This is a genomic window from Actinoplanes flavus, from assembly GCF_017592555.1.
In the GTDB taxonomy this organism is placed as follows: Bacteria; Actinomycetota; Actinomycetes; order Mycobacteriales; family Micromonosporaceae; genus Actinoplanes; species Actinoplanes flavus.
The window spans coordinates 159,212-176,457 of the sequence record NZ_JAGFNS010000017.1; the positions used below are offsets into that span (position 1 = coordinate 159,212).

Below are 17,246 nucleotides of genomic sequence, written 5' to 3' on the forward strand. Positions count from 1 at the left end.
ACGGAGAGCACCGGGCTACGGGTTACAGCACGTACAGATCGATGAGCGCGAATAGGAACAGGGCGATGGCGATGAACCCGTTCGCCGTGAAGAACGCCCGGTTGACCTTGGAGAGATCGTTCTCGGTCACCACGACGTGCTGGTAGACCAGGCCCGCGCCGGTGACCAGCAGACCGGCCCACCAGGCCCAGCTGAAACCGGCCAGCTGACCGAACCAGACGAACAGCGCGAAGCACAGCACGTGGGTGACCGTGGAGATGTGCAGGGCGGTCCGCACACCGAACCGGGCCGGGGTCGAGTGCACGCCGATCCGCCGGTCCACCTCGACGTCCTGGCAGGCGTAGATGATGTCGAAGCCACCGATCCAGAGGCCGACCGCGACACCGAGCACCCAGGCCGGCCACGAGCCGCTGAACGTGCCGGTGATCGCCAGCCAGGCGCCGACCGGAGCGACCGCCTGAGCCAGCGCCAGCACGTAGTGCGGGAAGTTCGTGAACCGCTTGGCGTACGGGTAGATCACCAACGGGACGACGGCGAGCGGGGAGAGCACCAGGCAGAGCGGGTTCAGCAGGCCGGCCGCGACGATCAGGACGGCCAGCGAGATCAGGGCGCCGGTCCAGGCCGTCCGCAGGCTCACGGCGCCGGTGACCAGTTCGCGATTCCGCGTACGCGGGTTGAGGGCGTCGATCCGGCGGTCCAGGATGCGGTTGGCCGCCATGGCGAAGGTCCGCCCGGACACCATCGCGATCGTGACCAGCACCAGGTCGAGCCAGTGCTCGCCGACCGTGTCCGTCAGGGACTCGATGGCGACCAGCGACGACAGGTAGGCGAACGGCAGCGCGAAGATCGAGTGCTCGATCATGACCAGCCGCAGGAAGGCCTTGATCTTGCCGGGCTTCTCCTCGAGCGACGTCACAGCCCGTATTCCTTCCACCGCTTGTCGACCAGCGAGACCACCTCGGGCGCCATCGTCATCTCCTCCGGCCAGCCCCGGGTGTAGCCCTCGGTCGGCAGCTTACGGGTGGCGTCGACACCTGCCTTGCCGCCCCAGAACTGCTGGTAGGAGGAGTGGTCCAGGTGGTCCACCGGGCCCTCGGTGAGCAGCAGGTCGCGGGCGTAGTCGACGTTGCCGAAGGCGCGGAAGGCGACCTCGTTGTAGTCGTGCACGTCGACGTCCTCGTCGACCACCACGATCAGCTTGACCAGCGACAGCAGGTGGGCGCCCCAGATCGCGCTCATCACCTTCTGCGCGTGCTTCGGATAGCGCTTGCGGATGGAGACGATCAGGCAGTTGTGGAAGACGCCGGAGGCCGGCATGTCGTAGTCGACGATGTCCGGGATCAGGATCTTGGCGAGCGGCAGGAAGATCCGCTCGGTGGCCTTGCCCAGGCCGTGGTCCTCCTGCGGCGGCTTGGACGTGATGATCGAGTGGTAGATCGGCTTCTTCCGCATGGTCATCGTCTCGATGTGCAGCACCGGGAACGGCTCGACCGGGGTGTAGTAGCCGGTGTGGTCGCCGAACGGGCCCTCCGGGAGACGCTCGCCGGGCTCCAGGTAGCCCTCCAGCACGATCTGCGCCTCGGCCGGCACCTGCAACGGGACGGACACGCAGTCGACCATCTCGATCCGCTCGCCCTGCAGGAAGCCGGCGAACAGGTATTCGTCGATGTCGGCCGGCAGGGGGGCGCTCGCCGCGTACGTCACCACGGGGTCGCAACCGATCGCGACCGCGACCGGAAGTCGCTGGCCGAGCCGCTCGGCCACCGCGTGATGCGCGGTCGAGTCCTTGTGGATCTGCCAGTGCATGCCGAGCGTGTTCTTCGAATGCTGCTGGAGCCGGTAGAGGCCGAGATTGCGCTTGCCGGTCTCCGGGTGCTTGGTATGGGTCAGCCCGAAGTTGTGGAAGATGCCGCCGTCACCGGGCCACACCTGGAGGCCGGGCAGCCGGTTCAGGTCGACCTCGTCGCCCCGGAGCACCACCTCCTGGCAGGGAGCGGTCTTCACCTTCTTCGGCGGCATCGACTTGAGCTGGAGCACCTTGCCGATGCCCTCGCGGATGCCGGACCAGCCGACCGGCAGCTCCGGCTTGGCGATCGCGCTGATCCGCTCGCCGACCTCGTCCAGCCGGTCGACGCCGAGGGCCATGGCCATCCGCTTCTCGGTGCCGAACAGGTTGATCACCACCGGCATGTCGCCCCGGGTGGGCCGCTCGAAGAGCAGCGCCGGACCGCCGGCCCGCACCGTCCGGGTCACGATCTCGCTGATCTCCAGGGTCGGGTCCACCGGCACGGTGACCCGCCGCAGCTCACCGGCCTCCTCGAGGGCGGCGATGAAGCTCTGCAGATCGGCATAGGGGAATCCACGCGGCGCCATGACCCCCAGTCTGGCACCCGGCTCCGTCACTGGAGATCCGGGACTGCCGTTGGAGACTTTCGTGAGGCTCCGGACCGTGACCCGATGGTGTGCGCTGACCGGTGTGGCCGCGGCTCTCGCGGTCGCCGCCCCGGCGATCTCGTCGGCCGACAGACGCCTGCCCGTGTGCGCGCCGGGCCGGGCGCCCACCCGTCCGCCGACCGGTCCGGCGGACGTGGCCAGCCCGCGGGCGTGCCGGGCCGGGGCGCCGCTGACCGAGTCGGACAAGGTCCCGCCGGCCGCGTTCACCCCGAGCGGCTACCACCATCTCGGCGCGGGCACCGGCGGCGAGTGGGGCGGGGTGTCCGGGCGCTTCTCCGTGGTGGACGGTTCGGTACGGCCCCGCACGTACGACTTCGTGGTGGGCCGGTTCATGGCGAAGCGGGACCTCGGTGGGGGCCGGATCTCCTGGCTGGAGGCGGGCTGGGCGGAGACCGGCTGGGCCTCCCCCGGCCGCCAGCAGATCTACACCTTCAACACGAACACCAACCGGTGGCAGTTCTACGACCAGTACCCGGTCCGGGCCGGCGACCAGATCTGGCTGGACCTGAACAGTGACCAGAACGGCCGGTGGCGGGCCTGGCTGTGGTGGGACGACCGGTGGAACCTGCTCACCGAGCAGCAACTGCCGGTCGGCCCGGCCGCCTACATCGAGCAGTACGTCGAGGTGCACGTCGACGCGTCCCGCCAGACCAAGATCGACGTGCCGAAGGTGACGGTCGACAACGTGCAGCTGCGCCCGGTCGGCGGCGGGCCCGCCCGGTACTGGCGTGACGACGTCGCGACCGTGACCGGGGCGGCCGCCCGCGGCGGGTTCTGCCTGGACTGGGTGACCCGCTACGACACGTGGACCGCCGGGGACTGCTGACGCCTAGGCGTACGAGTGCAGGCCCTCGAAGAACAGGTTCACGCCGAACAGGTTCATCAGCATCGTCACGAAGCCGACGACGGCGATCCAGGTGGCGGTGGTCCGCCTGACGCTCGGGGTGGCCCGGGCGTGCAGGTAGGCGGCGTAGACGATCCAGGAGATGAAGGCCCACACCTCCTTGGGGTCCCAGCCCCAGTAGCGGCCCCAGGACGCCTCGGCCCACAGCGGCCCGGCGATCAGCGCGCCGAACGTGAACAGCGGGAAGGCGAAGGCGTGCAGGCGGAAGGTGAGCCGCTCCAGCGTGCCCGCGTCACCGACCCGCTTGCCCAGCGTGTAGGGGAAGCCGCGCTTGCCGGTGTCCCACCCGTTCTTGATCAGGAACATGGCGGCCGGGACCACGCCGACCAGCAGGATGCCGGACGAGATGATGATCGTCGAGACGTGGATGACGTACCAGTACGAGTTCAGCGCCGGGACCAGCGGCCCGACCGGGGTGTAGGCGACCAGCGCGGCCGCGCCCAGCAGCACCACCAGGGTCAGGCTGGCGAACAGGCCCAGATGCCGGACGGCCGGACGGCGCAGCAGCACACCGGCCCACACCGCGGAGCCGATCAGCGTGGTGGAGAGGATGTACTCGTACATGTTTCCCCAGGGCATCCGCTCGGCGGCGATGCCCCGGGTGACCGTGGTGGCCAGGTGCAGGGCCAGGGCGATCAGGTTGAGCGCCACCCCGATCCGGCCGACCAGCTCGCCCCGGTCGCGTTCCGGCGCCCCCTTCAGATCGGGGACCGGAGCGCCGGCCCCCACGAGAGCGGCCCGGCCGATGTGGCTGCGCCGGCCGAACGCGTACTCCCCGGCGTAGCAGACCATGGCGGCCAGGTAGGCCAGCACGGTCAGCGCCATGAGCTGATTGGACAACTCCGCCATCAGGGCGTCCCTTCCTTGATGTGCCGGGTGAGCGCCGCGAACTCGTCGCCGAAACCTGGGTAGTCGGTACGGGGCAGGCCACCTGCTTCGGTCACGCTACCGCCCTCGGCGGAAGCCACCCGGAACCAGACCCTACGGCGGTGCGTGAACAGCGACAGCATCAACCCGGCCAGCCCCAGCACCGCCCCGATCAGCATGAGGAACTGGGTCGGGTCGTGCCGGATCGAGATCGTGGCGAACCGGCGGATTCCGGCGAACTCGAGCGTGCTGCCGTCGTCGAGGGTCCACTTCTCGCCGGGCCGCAGCACGTACGGCCGCTCGCCGCTGATCTTCTTGAGGTCGCCGTCGGCGATCTGCTCACGGTTCAGCGCGTAGACCGAGCTCGGCTTGCCGACGTCCAGCCCCAGGTCGCCGCGGTAGGCCGCGATGTAGAGCACCGGGTTGTCGGCGGCCGGGAACTGCGAGGTGGCGCTGCCGTCGGTGCCGCCGGTGGGCAGGAAGACACCCTCGAAGCCCATCTGGAGCTTCGGGTCCCGCGCGCCGGTGGCCGGATCGAGGTTGACGTCCGGGAACTGGACGACCCCCTCGCTGGTCATGTTGAGGTCGCCGGGCAGGAACGGGACGACCTTGGTCTGCGAGACGCCGTACCGGTCGGTGTAGCGCAGCACCGGAGCGTACCCCTGACCGATCAGGTTGATGTTGGCGCCGTCGAGCCGCAGCGGGTCGTTGACGGTGAACCGATCCGGGCGGTAGTCGCCGCCGTTCTCGCTCACCTCGACCGTGGCCTCGAACGACTTCGGGATCCCGGAGGACTGGAAGGTGGATTCGAAATCGGTCATCCGCACGCAGAAGTCGGGCAGGTCGGAGGCATCCACCCGGGGGCCGAGAACCGACTCGTCGAACTGCGTGACAGCGCTGCAGAAACCCTGGTCGGCACCCTCCACCAGGAGGCGGTTCGCGTGCCAGCCGTACCAGTGCCCGAAACCGACGCCGACCAGCACCGCCAGCATGGCGAAGTGGAAGAGCAGGTTGCCGGTCTCCTTGAGGTAGCCCTTCTCGGCCGCGACGGTCCAGCCGTCGGGCGTCTCCCGCAACCGGGTCCGCCAGCGCCGCCGGCGCAGCGTCTTCGCGATCTCCGCGGCCACGGCCGCGGGCTCCTCCGGGCGTTCCGCCGCGGGGGCATGCTGCGGCAGGCGGTCCAACCGCTTCGGAGCATCCGGGGGTACGGTCCGGAGCGCCCGGACGTGGTCACGCAACCGTGGCAGCACGCACCCGACGAGCGACGTGAACAGCAGCAGGTAGATCGCCGCGAACCAGGGTGACGCGTAGACGTCGAAGGCGAAGAGGCGGTCGATCGCCGGAGCCAGTTTCGGATGGGCGGCGAAGTACTCGGCGACGTTCTCCCGGTTCACCGAGCGCTGCGGGAAGATCGAGCCCGGCACCGCGGCCACGGCCAGCAGGAAGAGCAGGATCAACGCCGTACGCATGCTGGTGAGCTGGCGCCAGGAGTTGCGCAGCAGCGCCCACAGCGGGTTGCCCCGGCCCGGCGGCGGCGCCCCGGCGGTGGCGGGACGGTCCTCGACGACTGTCACAGCAGCACCCACTCACCGACGTCGACGCTGGTCATCAACCAGGTGAGGAAGTACTCGTACCGGCCGGAGACGAGCGCCACCCCGACCAGGATGAGCAGCACCCCGCCCACCCGGGTGACCCATCGGCTGTTGCGGCGGATCGCCTTGAACACGCCGAGCAGCCGGCGGAAGAAGAGCCCGAACAGGATGAACGGGACGCCCAGCCCGAGGCTGAAGGTGATCGCCAGGAGCACCGCCCGGTCGGCCTGCCCGGTCGTGGTGGCCAGCGCCATCACGCCGCCCAGGGTCGGGCCGACGCACGGGATCCAGGACAGCGCGAAGATCGCGCCGAAGACCGGGGCGCCCAGCAGCCCGGCGGCCGGCAGCCGGCTGATCCGGGCCTCCCGCTGGAAGCCCGGGATCACGCCGAGATAGCCCAGGCCCAGCACGATGACGAGAATCCCGAGGACGAGGTTGAGCGTGTCCCGATGGGTGATCATCGTGAAGCTGGCGGTGGTGGCGAGCGTGCCGAGCGTGAAGACGGTCGAGAAGCCGAGCACGAAGAGCCCGGTCCCGGCGAGGATCCGGCCCTTCACCCGGCCGGTCGTCGCCTCCAGATCGGAACCGGCCAGCCCGGTGACGTACGAGAGGTAGCCTGGGAGCAGCGGCAACACGCACGGCGAGAGGATGCTCACCAGACCGGCGATGAGCGCCGCGCCGACCGCGAGCAGCAGCGGCCCGTCCATGACCGTGCCCCGGAACACCTCACCCATCAGCCGACCGCCTCCGCCGCGATCCTCTCCACCAGCGGCTGCAACTCACCGTTGGTGGTCGAGCGCCGGATGGCGGCCGCGATCCGGCCCTGCCGGTCCAGGATCAGGGTGCTCGGCACCGCGCTCTGGGTCACGTCGAACTTGAGCCCGACCCGGCCCTCGAAGTCGTACACACTGCCGTAGGTGACGTGGTAGCCGCGCTCGAACGCCTTCGCCGAGTCCCGGTCGTCGCGGGTGTTGACGCCGAGGAAGGTGACGTTGGAGTCCTTGGTCGCCTGGTAGGTCTTCTCCAGGTCGTCCGCCTCGGCCCGGCACGGCGCGCACCAGGAGCCCCAGAAGTTGACCACGACCACCTTGCCGCGGTCCGCCTCCAGGTCGTAGGCGGCGCCGTCCAGCAGTTCCCCGGTCACGCCGGAGACCAGCGGCCGCTCCGCCGCGGCGCACTCCACCACCATGTTCGTGGTGCCGCATTTCGTCGCCCAGTTCTCCTCGCCGCCGCAGCCGCTCAGGGCTCCGGCGGCGGTGACCGCGGTGAGGGCGGCGACGGCGAGGCGGCGCACGGTCAGGCCCCCTTGGCTGTCTTGGCCGTCGCGGACATGGCGACCAGGTGTGCGGCGGGCTCCGAGTAGTCGATGCCGACCACCTTGGAACCCTCGAACCGGAACGAGGTCAGGCTGGCCAGACCACACTCGCGGCGCCTCGGATCGTGCCAGAGGCGCTTGCCCTCCACGTACCGCCGGAGCGTCCAGATGGGCAGCTGGTGCGAGACGCAGACCGCCTCGTGGCCCTCGGCCGCGACCCGGGCCGCCTGGACCGCCGCGAACATCCGCTGTGCGATCACCAGGTACGCCTCACCCCAGGACGGCGTGATCGGGTCACGCAGCACCCACCAGTGCCGCGGGTTGCTGAACGCGCCGTCGCCGACCGAGACCTTCTTGCCCTCGAAGTAGTTCGCGCTCTCGATCAGCCGCACGTCGGCGGCGATGTCCAGTTTGAACTCGGCGGCGAACGGGGCCGCGGTCTCCTGCGCACGCTCCAGCGGGCTGGCCACCACGTGCGTGATGTCCCGGCCGGACAGCACCTCGGCGGCCGCCTTCGCCATCTGGTGGCCCAGCTCGGAGAGGTGGAAGTCGGGCAGGCGCCCGTACAGGATCTTGGTGGGGTTGTAGACCTCGCCGTGCCGCAGCACGTGGACCGTGGTCTTCGTCGGCTCGGTCAAGGTCAGGCTCCCGCTGCCGCTCGGGCCGCGTGCGGTGCCGCCGCGGCGATCGTTTCCAGTGCCAGGTCGTCGATCGCCGTCGACACGAACCACGACTCGAAGGCGCTCGGCGGCAGGTAGACGCCACGGGCCAGCATGGTGTGGAAGAACGCCTTGAACGCGGCCGCGTCCTGGGTCTTCGCGGAGTCGTAGTCGACGACCTCGGCGTCGGTGAAGAAGATCGAGAACATGTTTCCGGCGTACGAGAGCCGGTGCGCGACACCCGCGGCGCCGAGCGCCTCCGAGCAGAGCGAGCCGATGGTGCCGGCCAGCTCGTCCAGGCGCTTGTAGGCGGCCGCGTCGGCGAGCCGCAGCGAGGTCAGGCCGGCGGCGCAGGCCAGCGGGTTACCGGAGAGGGTGCCCGCCTGGTAGACCGGGCCGGCCGGGGCGAGCCGGGACATGATCTCCCGGCGGCCGCCGAACGCCGCGGCGGGCAGGCCACCGCCCATCACCTTGCCGAAGGTGAACAGGTCGGCGTCGACCGGGTGCAGTCCGGCCCAGCCGCCGGCGGAGACCCGGAAGCCGGTCATCACCTCGTCGATGATGAGCAGCGCGCCGTGCCGGTGGGCGATCTCGGCCAGCTTGCCGTTGAAGTCGTCGCGCGGGGTGACCACACCCATGTTTCCCGGAGCCGCCTCGGTGATGATCGCGGCGATTTCGGCGCCCTCGGACGCGAACGCCGCCTCGACGGCGGCCACGTCGTTGTACGGCAGCACGATCGTCTCGCTCGCCGCCGCACCGGTGACCCCGAGCGAGTCGGGCAGGCCGAGGGTGGCCACGCCGGACCCGGCCGCGGCGAGCAGCGCGTCCACGTGGCCGTGGTAGCAGCCGGCGAACTTCACGATCTTCGACCGGCCGGTGTATCCACGGGCCAGCCGGATCGCGGTCATGGTCGCCTCGGTGCCCGAGTTGACCAGCCGCACCTCGTCGATCGGGGTCCGGCGGACGATCTCCTCGGCCAGATCCACCTCACCGGCGGTGGGCGTACCGAAACTGGTGCCCAGCGCCGCGGCGCGCTGCACCGCCTCGATGATCTCGGGGTGTGCGTGCCCGTGGATGAGCGGACCCCAGGAGCAGACCAGGTCGACGTAGCGGCGCCCGTCGACGTCGGTGAGCCACGGGCCGCTGCCCGAGGCCATGAACCGGGGCGTCCCGCCGACCGCGCGGAACGCACGCACAGGTGAATTCACCCCACCGGGCACGATGGCCTGGGCGCGGTCGAACAGGGCCTGGGAGACCGGGGCATCCTCCGGGTACGGAAGATCCGCGGTGGGATATGTCGTGGTCACAGCGGTCCCCATTCTGTCAGCGGCATGGAACGAGTATTGCGAGAGGGTTGTTCACATCACCGGATGATGTCCTTCGAGCGCACGGTCTGATCGCGCCAGACGGGCCGATATACCCCGAAGAGGATAGGCTGAGCCGCGTGGAGCGTCCCGAGCTGTCCATCACGGTTCAGCGCACCCCGGACGAGGTCGTCATCCAGCTCGCCGGGGAAATCGACGTGCTCACGGTCACCGAGTTGGCCGCCGTCGTCAACGAGATCCTGGCCGAGCCGCCGAACCGGATCGTGCTGGACATGGCCGGTGTGACGTTCTGTGACTCCCAGGGTCTCGGCACGCTGGTGGTGCTCAGCCGCAAGGCGCAGCACGCGCAGGTGGTGCTGGCGCTGGTGAATGTCGGCGACTTCCTGATGCGTGTGCTCGACATCACCGGGCTCCGATCCGCCCTGATGATCAGCAGCAACACCTGACAGCCGGTCGGAGCCTGTGGATAACGCTGTGGACAACCTCAGCGGAAGTCGCCGCTGACGGTCGCGGTCACGTTCGCCCCGGTGGTCGCGGTCGCGGCGTAGGAGTCCCCGTTCGCGTCCCGCCCGCCGGTGGCATGGGTGTACCGCGCGGAGAACGTGTAGGTGCCCGGCTCCAGGGTGTCACCCGAGGACAGCACGAAGCGGTAGACCGCCGTCCCGGACTCCTCGGTGACGGTGCTGGTCACGCTCGCGCCGGGCACCTGCTGGCTGCCGCCGCGGGCGGTGAACCCGTCGGTCCGCACGATCCGGATCGTCACCTCGAGGGCGGTGAGCCGCTCGCCGGCCGTCACCGTGACGACGCTGCCGGCTTGGGAGTCGCCGTCCGGGACGACCGTGCCGTCCGCCCGCAGCGCGCTCTTCGCCGGCGCCACGCTGCCGGCGGTGGCCGACGGACTCGGCGACCGGCTGGGCGGCCGGGACTTCGGGGTCCTGGCGGGCGCGGAACTCGGGGTGCCGGTCGGGCCGATCGCGCTGGAGGAGGCCGGACCGCTCGGGGTGGGCTCGACCGTGACCGTCACCGAGGGGGTGGGCCCGGGAACCGGGTCACCGTCACCGGCGACCGCCCACTGCGCGAACCCGCCGCCGCCGAGCACCGCGGCGACCGCCACGGCCGCTCCGGCGATCTTCACCCGGGGATGCTTCGCGACCTGGTTGCGCATGGCGGTCCGGGTGATCCGGTCGAGCATCGCCGCACGGTCCGGCCGGTGCGCCGCCGCCTCGGCGCGCAGTGCCGCGCGCAGCTCGGGTTCGATGAGCGTCATCGCGCCGCCTCCCCACCGTCGATTCGGGCCAGGGCGACATCGGCACCCTCAGGTTCCTCCGGCCGTGGGGGGGGGGGGGGGGGGGGCGCCCGCCGCGCCGCGCGCCGGCAAGGGGGGGGGGGGGGGGGGGGGGGGGGGGGCCGACAGCGCCCCCCGCTGGGCCCCGGGGCGGGGGCCGCGGGGCCGCGGCGCCCGGCGCCCACGACGATCACTTGAAGGTGATGTCGGACTCGTCGTAGACGCAGTTGACGCCGTCCGCGCCGGTGCCGATCTTGGTCGGCTCCTTGCCGGAGCTGTTGCCGGTGAACGTGACGCAGATGTCCAGGCTCTTCTTGCCGACCACGGTGACCTTGGAGATCGTGGCGGTGTCGCCGTAGTTGGCGTTGATGCCGACCAGGCTGCCGGCCGGGGCGGTGGCGACCACGTTCTGCACCACGACGGCGCGCTTGTGCTGCGCCGAGCAGTTGCCGCACGACCGGTACAGCTTGCCGAAGTCCTCGACCTGGAAGTTCCTGATGGTCAGCGTGCCGCCGCCGTTGTGCTGGAAGACCTTGTCGTCCGCGCCCTTGGCGCCGCCACCGTCCACGGTGTAGGTGGCCGAGGTGCCGCCCTTGAAGGTGGCCGCGTCCTCACCGACGTTCTCCCACCACACGTTGATCAGCGTGCAGGAGCCGGAGCAGTGGATGCCGTCGGCGGCCGGAGCACCGAGGACGACGTTCTTCAGCACCGCGCCGTCGGCCAGCTTGAAGATCGGGTCCTGCGACTCGTCTTGGGAGTCGCTGCCCAGGTCGCCGCTGCCGAAGTAGCGGACGTTGCCGCCGTCCAGGGTGCCGGAGACGGCGATGGTGGCGGTGACCGCCTTCTCACCGGTCGCGGACGGCCACGCCGTGCTGGCGCTGGTGGCGGTCGGCGTCGCGGTGGCCGTCCTGGTGGCGGTGGGGGTCGCCGTGGCGGTCCTGGTGGCGGTCGGTGACGCGGTCGCCGTAGCGGTCGGTGACGCGGTCGCCGTAGCGGTGGGTGACGCGGTCGCCGTAGCGGTGGGTGACGCGGTCGCCGAGGAGGTCGCGCCGGCCCCGAGGGCGGCCACCGAGACGTCGTCGAACTCGGCCGACGCGTAGCTGGTGACGAGACCGATCCGGCCGGCGCCGGCGAGCGAGCCGGTGCCGGAGGCGACCTTCGCGCCGTCCAGGTAGCCGGTGACGGTGGTGCCGGCGACGTCGACCTTGAGGGTGTGCCAGGCGGCCGGGTCGTTCACGGTGGCCGAGCCGAGGCTGGTGACGGTGCTGCCCTTGACCGACTGGAGCTCGGCGCTGCCGGCCGAGGTCAGAACGAGCCGGTACATGGTGGAGGAGCCGCCGGCCCGGGCCGCGACACCGGCCAGGCCCCGGCTCAGGTCGAGCCCCTTGACCCTGGCCTCGACCGAGTAGTCGGCCCAGGAGGTCTCACCGGCGAAGACCCGGGCGAGCTCGCTGTCGGCCTTGGCCTGCCGGTAGACCTTGGAGCCGTCGGAGACCACCGACCAGGTGCCGCCGGACTTGGACCAGTTGCCCGCGCCGCTCTCGAAGTCGTCGCTGAACAGGGTGCCGGCCGAGGCGGACGGGACGAGGACGGCGACCAGCGCGGTGACGGCACCGGCCGCACCGGCCGCGCCGAAACCCACGACCAGACGACGGCGGCGCCGGCTCGGGGACGCGCTGGGCATTGCGTGCCGCATGTTGCTCCTACTCACGGGGATGAGGCCACCGTCAGGGACGGTGGACGTCGCGCATGATCAAAGCGATCACGCCCCGGTAGTGGCGCGGCTGCCCAGCAAGGTTGTCCGTAGTGACCCAGGTCACATCGAGCCGGGTTTCAGTCCCCCCAGCGGGCCTTTTCCAGCAGGTCGAGCGCTTCGGCGGCGGCCGTCTCGCCACCGGCACGCAGCACGCGGGCGGCCTCGTCGACCGTCCCGGTCAGGCGGTGCCACTGCGCCTCCCGCTCCTTCGACGCCTCGGCCTGCGCCTTGAGCTGCTGGTTCTTCACCCACAGCTCGACGAATATGGAGACCTTGGCGCGAAGCACCCACGGGTCGAACGGCTTGGTGAGGTAGTCGACGGCGCCCACGGCGTAGCCCCGGAGGGCGAGTTGGGCGTCCCGGTCGGCCGCGGTGAGGAACAGGATCGGCACATGCCGGGTCCGCTCACGGCGCTTGATGTGGCTGGCCGTCTCGAACCCGTCCATGTTCGGCATGTGCGCGTCCAGCAGGATCACCGCGAAATCGTCGGTGAGCAGCTGTTTGAGCGCGGCCTCCCCGCTCTCCACGGCCACCGCCGTGACAGGCAGGCCCTGAAGGATCGCCTCCAGAGCCAGCAGGTTGTCCCGCCGGTCATCGACCAGCAGCGCCTTGGCGCGCTCACCCACGCTTTCTCACCTACCTCACCCGTGCCGTCTCAGCCGTGGTCCGGCTCGGTCGTGCCGTGGTTCACCCAGCGGGCCATCAGCTCGATGAGCTCGTCCAGGTCCACCGGTTTGGTGATGTAGTCACTCGCACCGGCGGCGATGGCCGACTCCCGGTCCCCGGGCATCGCCTTCGCTGTCAGGAAGACTACCGGTAGGTCCCGGAAACGCTGATTGCGCCGGATTCCCCGGGTCGTCTCGTAACCGTCCTGGTCGGGCATCATGGCGTCCATCAGCACGATGTCCACCTCAGGATGTTCGGCCAGGATCCGCACGCCGTCCACCCCGTTGTCCGAATAGAGGACATGCAGGCCCTGCATCTCCAGAGCGCTGGTCAGGGCGAAGACGTTGCGCACGTCGTCGTCGATGATGAGGACGGTGGCGCCCTCCAGCTTCCGCCCGGCCTGGGTCACCACGGGCGTCTCCTCGACCCGCGGCGGCATCTCCATCAGCGGCATGTCCAGCGACGCGGCCGGGCGCACCGAGATCGCCTTGGCCGGCACCGACGGCAGCGCCGGCATCGGGATCACGTCCGGCACCAGCGCCTCGGGCATGTAGAGGGTGAACGTCGACCCCGCACCCGGCTCCGAGGACACCGTGATGGTGCCGCCCAGCAGCGCCGCGAACTCCCGGCTGATCGACAGACCCAGGCCGGTGCCGCCGTACTTGCGGGTGGTGGTGCCGTCGGCCTGCTGGAACGGCTCGAAGATGATCGCCAGTTTCTCGTCCGAGATGCCGATGCCGGTGTCGGTCACCGCGAACGCGACCACCTGCCGGGCCGCGTGCAGCGACGCCGGCGCCTCGATGTCGGAGTCCAGTTCGGCCGAGAAGATGCTCAGCGTGACCGAGCCGTTGTCGGTGAACTTCACCGCGTTCGACAGCAGGTTGCGCAGGATCTGCTGGAGCCGCTGCGGGTCGGTGACGATCGACTCGGGCAGCTCGGGGGCCACCGCCACCCGGAACTCCAGGCCCTTGTCCTCCGCCTGCGGGGAGAACGCCTGCTCGACGTAGCTGCGGATGCCGTCGAAGTCGACCACGTCCGGTTCCACGTCCATCCGGCCGGCCTCGATCTTCGACAGGTCCAGGATGTCGTCGATCAGCGACAGCAGGTCGGAGCCGGCGCTGTGGATGGTCTTGGCGAACTCGATCTGCTTGCCGGTCAGGTTCTGCTCGGTGTTGTCGGCCAGCAGCCGGGCCAGCAGCAGCAGCGAGTTCAACGGGGTCCGCAGCTCGTGGCTCATGTTGGCCAGGAACTCGGACTTGTACGTGTTCGCCCGGGACAGCTGCTGCGCCTTCTCCTCCAGGCCGAGGCGGGCCAGCTCGATCTCCCGGTTCTTCAGCTCGATGTTCGCCTTCTGCTCACTGAGCAGCTTCGCCTTGTCCTCCAGCTCGGCGTTGGTGCGCTGGAGCTCGGCCGACTGGTCCTGCATCTCCCGGGCCAGCCGCTGCGACTGGGCGAGCAGCTCCTCCGTACGCCGGTTGGCCTGAATGGTGTTGAGAGCGACCCCGATCGTGGCGACCAGCCGCTCCAGGAACGTCAGATGCAACCCGGAGAAGGCCGCCACCGACGCGAACTCGATCACGCCGAGCATCTCGCCCTCGAACAGGACCGGCAGCACCACCAGGTCGTTCGGTGGCATGGCGAGCAGGCCGGAGCGCATGGTGAGTATGCCGTCGTGGGTGGCCCGCACCCGGATCGTGCGGCGCGACACCGCGGCCTGGCCGACCAGGCCCTCGCCCGGGCCGAAGATCACCTCGTGGTCGCGGGCGACGTAGCCGTACGCCGCGGCCAGCCGCAGCCGGGTCGTCGCCTCCTCGTTGTCGACCAGGAAGAACGCGCCGAGCTGCGCGTCGACCAGCGGCGTCACCTCGGTCATGATCATGCGGCAGACCTCGCCGACGTCCCGCTGGCCCTGGAGCAGGCCACCGATCCGGGCCAGGTTCGAGTCGAGCCAGCCCTGCTCCGCGTTCGTCTTCGTGGTGTCGCGGAGCGTCACGATCATCATGTTGATGTTGTCTTTGAGCTCGGCCACCTCGCCCTGCGCCTCGACCGCGACGCTCTGGGTCAGGTCGCCGCGGGTCACGGCGGTGGACACCTCGGCGATGGCGCGCAGCTGGATGGTGAGCGTGGAGGCGAGCTGGTTCACGTTGTCGGTGAGGTCCCGCCACGTACCGGAGACGCCCTTGACCTGGGCCTGTCCGCCGAGCTTGCCCTCCGAACCCACCTCACGGGCCACCCGGGTCACCTCGTCGGCGAACGACGACAACTGGTCCACCATCGTGTTCACGGTGTTCTTCAGCTCGAGGATCTCGCCGCGCGCGTCGACCGTGATCTTCTGGCCCAGGTCACCGTTGGCGACCGCGGTGGAGACCTGGGCGATGTTGCGGACCTGGCTGGTCAGGTTGGACGCCATGTAGTTGACGTTGTCGGTGAGGTCGCGCCACGTGCCGGCCACGCCACGCACCTGCGCCTGACCGCCGAGCTTGCCCTCCGAACCCACCTCACGGGCCACCCGCGTGACCTCGTCGGCGAACGACGACAACTGGTCGACCATCGTGTTCACGGTGTTCTTCAGCTCGAGGATCTCGCCCTGCGCGTCGACGGTGATCTTCTGCGACAGGTCGCCCTTCGCGACGGCCGTGGTGACCGACGCGATGTTCCGCACCTGGCTCGTCAGGTTCGACGCCATCGAGTTGACGTTGTCGGTCAGGTCCCGCCACGTGCCGGCCACGCCACGCACCTGCGCCTGACCGCCGAGCTTGCCCTCCGAACCCACCTCACGGGCCACCCGGGTCACCTCGTCGGCGAACGACGACAACTGGTCCACCATGGTGTTCACGGTGGACTTGAGCTCCAGGATCTCGCCGCGCGCGTCGACCGTGATCTTCTGCGACAGGTCGCCCTTCGCGACGGCCGTGGTGACCGACGCGATGTTCCGCACCTGGCTCGTCAGGTTCGACGCCATGTAGTTGACGTTGTCGGTGAGGTCGCGCCACGTACCGGAAATGCCTTTGACCTGGGCCTGTCCGCCGAGCTTGCCCTCCGAGCCGACCTCGCGGGCGACACGCGTGACCTCGTCGGCGAACGAGGAGAGCTGGTCGACCATGGTGTTCACGGTGTTCTTGAGTTCCAGGATCTCGCCGCGCGCGTCGACGGTGATCTTCTGCGACAGGTCGCCCTTCGCGACGGCCGTGGAGACCTGGGAGATGTTGCGGACCTGGGCGGTCAGGTTGGCGGCCAGCTGGTTCACGTTCTCGGTGAGGTCGCGCCAGGTGCCGGAGACGCCGCGGACCTGGGCCTGACCGCCGAGCCGGCCCTCGGTGCCCACCTCGCGGGCCACCCGGGTCACCTCGTCGGCGAACGACGACAGCTGGTCCACCATCGTGTTCACGGTGTCCTTGAGCTCCAGGATCTCGCCCTGCGCGGCCACCGTGATCTTCTGCGACAGGTCGCCCTTGGCCACCGCCGTCGAGACCTGGGCGATGTTGCGGACCTGGCTGGTCAGGTTGGACGCCATCGAGTTCACCGAGTCGGTGAGGTCCTTCCAGGTGCCCGCCACGTTCGGCACGTCGGCCTGACCGCCCAGCTTGCCCTCGGTGCCCACCTCGCGGGCCACCCTCGTCACCTGCTCGGCGAAGAGCCGCAGCGTGTCGGTCAGCCCGTTCATGGTGTCGGCCAGCTCGGCCACCTCGCCCCGGGCCGACACGGTGATCTTCTGGGACAGGTCGCCGCGGGCCACCGCGGTCGCCACCTGGGAGATCGACCGGACCTGGTGGGTCAGGTTGGACGCCATGGTGTTCACCGAGTCGGTGAGGTCCTTCCAGGTGCCGGCCACGCCCCGGACGTCGGCCTGACCGCCCAGCTCGCCCTCGGTGCCCACCTCGCGGGCCACCCGGGTCACCTCGTCGGCGAACGACGACAGCTGGTCGACCATCGTGTTGACCGTCCGGCCGATCCGCAGGAACTCGCCCCGCAGCGGCCGCCCGTCCATCTCCAGGGCCATGTGCTGGGACAGATCGCCCTCGGCCACCGCCACGATGACCCGGGAGATCTCGGTGGTCGGCCGGGCCAGGTCGTCGATCAGCGAGTTCACCGAGCGGACGCTGTCCGCCCAGGCGCCGTCCAGGCCCTCCTCGTCGAGACGCTCGGTGAGCCGGCCGTCGCGCCCGACGATCCGGCTGATCCGGCGCAGATCCAGGTTCTGCCGCTCCTGGAGGGAGACCACCTCGTTGAAGGCCTCCGCCACCGCCCCGGCCATGCCACCACGCCGGGGCAGCCGCACCTTGAGATCGCCACGTCGCACACGGCGCAGCGCATCGGCGAGCTCACCGAGTAGAACGGTCTCGTCGGGCACGCCGACGCTGGCCTCTTTCGCCGCAGTCATGCTGTCCTCACTCGCTGTCTACCGCCGGGGCTCCCTATCCTC

The 17,246-nt window shown here is 70.1% G+C and carries 14 protein-coding genes; 2 read left to right on the plus strand and 12 right to left on the minus strand.

The annotated features are described in order from the left end of the window. Positions 1–22 precede the first annotated feature (22 nt). Positions 23–925: a menaquinone biosynthesis prenyltransferase MqnP gene (mqnP, locus tag J5X75_RS25540; protein ID WP_208470090.1), complete on the minus strand. Its 903-nt coding sequence runs from the start codon at positions 923–925 to the stop codon at positions 23–25. Beyond that, positions 913–2,373, minus strand: coding sequence for a menaquinone biosynthesis decarboxylase (locus tag J5X75_RS25545; RefSeq protein ID WP_208470032.1), 1,461 nt, complete (start codon positions 2,371–2,373; stop codon positions 913–915). Before J5X75_RS25545 ends, mqnP begins: the two co-directional genes overlap by 13 nt. 61 nt (positions 2,374–2,434) lie before the next feature. Here J5X75_RS25545 and J5X75_RS25550 point away from each other — a divergent pair, with 61 nt between their 5' ends. After that, positions 2,435–3,280 carry a hypothetical protein gene (locus J5X75_RS25550; RefSeq protein ID WP_307798257.1) on the plus strand — a complete coding sequence of 282 codons (846 nt, stop codon included), beginning with the start codon at positions 2,435–2,437 and terminating at the stop codon, positions 3,278–3,280. 3 nt (positions 3,281–3,283) lie between these two features. On the opposite strand, the gene ccsB is transcribed toward J5X75_RS25550, so the two are convergent. Genes ccsB through hemL form a run of 6 tightly spaced genes read right to left on the minus strand, consistent with a single transcriptional unit; the run spans position 3,284 to position 9,110 of the window. After that, on the minus strand, positions 3,284–4,207 hold the full coding sequence (ccsB, locus tag J5X75_RS25555) for a c-type cytochrome biogenesis protein CcsB (RefSeq protein WP_208470033.1): 924 nt from the start codon (positions 4,205–4,207) through the stop codon (positions 3,284–3,286). Continuing rightward, positions 4,207–5,799, minus strand: a complete 1,593-nt coding sequence (gene resB / locus J5X75_RS25560) for a cytochrome c biogenesis protein ResB (RefSeq protein WP_208470034.1) — start codon at positions 5,797–5,799, stop codon at positions 4,207–4,209. The genes ccsB and resB overlap by 1 nt, the downstream gene beginning before the upstream one ends. Continuing rightward, a complete protein-coding gene (locus J5X75_RS25565; RefSeq protein ID WP_208470035.1) occupies positions 5,796–6,551 on the minus strand; it encodes a cytochrome c biogenesis CcdA family protein in 756 nt (251 codons plus the stop codon). Before J5X75_RS25565 ends, resB begins: the two co-directional genes overlap by 4 nt. Beyond that, positions 6,551–7,117 carry a TlpA family protein disulfide reductase gene (locus J5X75_RS25570; protein ID WP_208470092.1) on the minus strand — a complete coding sequence of 189 codons (567 nt, stop codon included), beginning with the start codon at positions 7,115–7,117 and terminating at the stop codon, positions 6,551–6,553. Before J5X75_RS25570 ends, J5X75_RS25565 begins: the two co-directional genes overlap by 1 nt. Next, positions 7,114–7,770: a histidine phosphatase family protein gene (locus J5X75_RS25575; protein ID WP_208470036.1), complete on the minus strand. Its 657-nt coding sequence runs from the start codon at positions 7,768–7,770 to the stop codon at positions 7,114–7,116. The genes J5X75_RS25570 and J5X75_RS25575 overlap by 4 nt, the downstream gene beginning before the upstream one ends. A 2-nt stretch (positions 7,771–7,772) precedes the next feature. Further along, complete coding sequence (hemL, locus tag J5X75_RS25580) at positions 7,773–9,110, minus strand: glutamate-1-semialdehyde 2,1-aminomutase (RefSeq protein WP_208470037.1); 1,338 nt, start codon at positions 9,108–9,110, stop codon at positions 7,773–7,775. A gap of 125 nt (positions 9,111–9,235) precedes the next feature. On the opposite strand from hemL, the gene J5X75_RS25585 reads away from it, so the two are divergent. After that, on the plus strand, positions 9,236–9,562 hold the full coding sequence (locus J5X75_RS25585; protein ID WP_208470038.1) for an STAS domain-containing protein: 327 nt from the start codon (positions 9,236–9,238) through the stop codon (positions 9,560–9,562). A gap of 38 nt (positions 9,563–9,600) precedes the next feature. Here J5X75_RS25585 and J5X75_RS25590 read toward each other — a convergent pair whose 3' ends face one another. From J5X75_RS25590 to J5X75_RS25605, 4 genes are all read right to left on the minus strand, one after another. Then, on the minus strand, positions 9,601–10,383 hold the full coding sequence (locus J5X75_RS25590) for a hypothetical protein (RefSeq protein ID WP_208470039.1): 783 nt from the start codon (positions 10,381–10,383) through the stop codon (positions 9,601–9,603). Positions 10,384–10,591: 208 nt separating this feature from the next. Further along, positions 10,592–12,097 (minus strand): pectate lyase, encoded by a 1,506-nt coding sequence (locus J5X75_RS25595; RefSeq protein ID WP_208470040.1) that lies wholly within the window; start codon positions 12,095–12,097, stop codon positions 10,592–10,594. A gap of 137 nt (positions 12,098–12,234) precedes the next feature. Continuing rightward, positions 12,235–12,783 carry a response regulator gene (locus J5X75_RS25600; protein ID WP_208470041.1) on the minus strand — a complete coding sequence of 183 codons (549 nt, stop codon included), beginning with the start codon at positions 12,781–12,783 and terminating at the stop codon, positions 12,235–12,237. Positions 12,784–12,812: 29 nt separating this feature from the next. Continuing rightward, a complete protein-coding gene (locus J5X75_RS25605) occupies positions 12,813–17,204 on the minus strand; it encodes a hybrid sensor histidine kinase/response regulator (protein WP_208470042.1) in 4,392 nt (1,463 codons plus the stop codon). Positions 17,205–17,246: the final 42 nt, after the last annotated feature.

What these genes read in the sequence shown, in the direction of transcription:
- J5X75_RS25545 (WP_208470032.1), bottom strand. Translation starts at nt 2,373, where the DNA reads ATGGCGCCGCGTGGATTCCCCTATGCCGATCTGCAGAGCTTCATCGCC.
- ccsB (WP_208470033.1), bottom strand. Translation starts at nt 4,207, where the DNA reads ATGGCGGAGTTGTCCAATCAGCTCATGGCGCTGACCGTGCTGGCCTAC.
- J5X75_RS25565 (WP_208470035.1), bottom strand. Translation starts at nt 6,551, where the DNA reads ATGGGTGAGGTGTTCCGGGGCACGGTCATGGACGGGCCGCTGCTGCTC.
- hemL (WP_208470037.1), bottom strand. Translation starts at nt 9,110, where the DNA reads ATGGGGACCGCTGTGACCACGACATATCCCACCGCGGATCTTCCGTAC.
- J5X75_RS25590 (WP_208470039.1), bottom strand. Translation starts at nt 10,383, where the DNA reads ATGACGCTCATCGAACCCGAGCTGCGCGCGGCACTGCGCGCCGAGGCG.
- J5X75_RS25595 (WP_208470040.1), bottom strand. Translation starts at nt 12,097, where the DNA reads ATGCGGCACGCAATGCCCAGCGCGTCCCCGAGCCGGCGCCGCCGTCGT.
- J5X75_RS25605 (WP_208470042.1), bottom strand. Translation starts at nt 17,204, where the DNA reads ATGACTGCGGCGAAAGAGGCCAGCGTCGGCGTGCCCGACGAGACCGTT.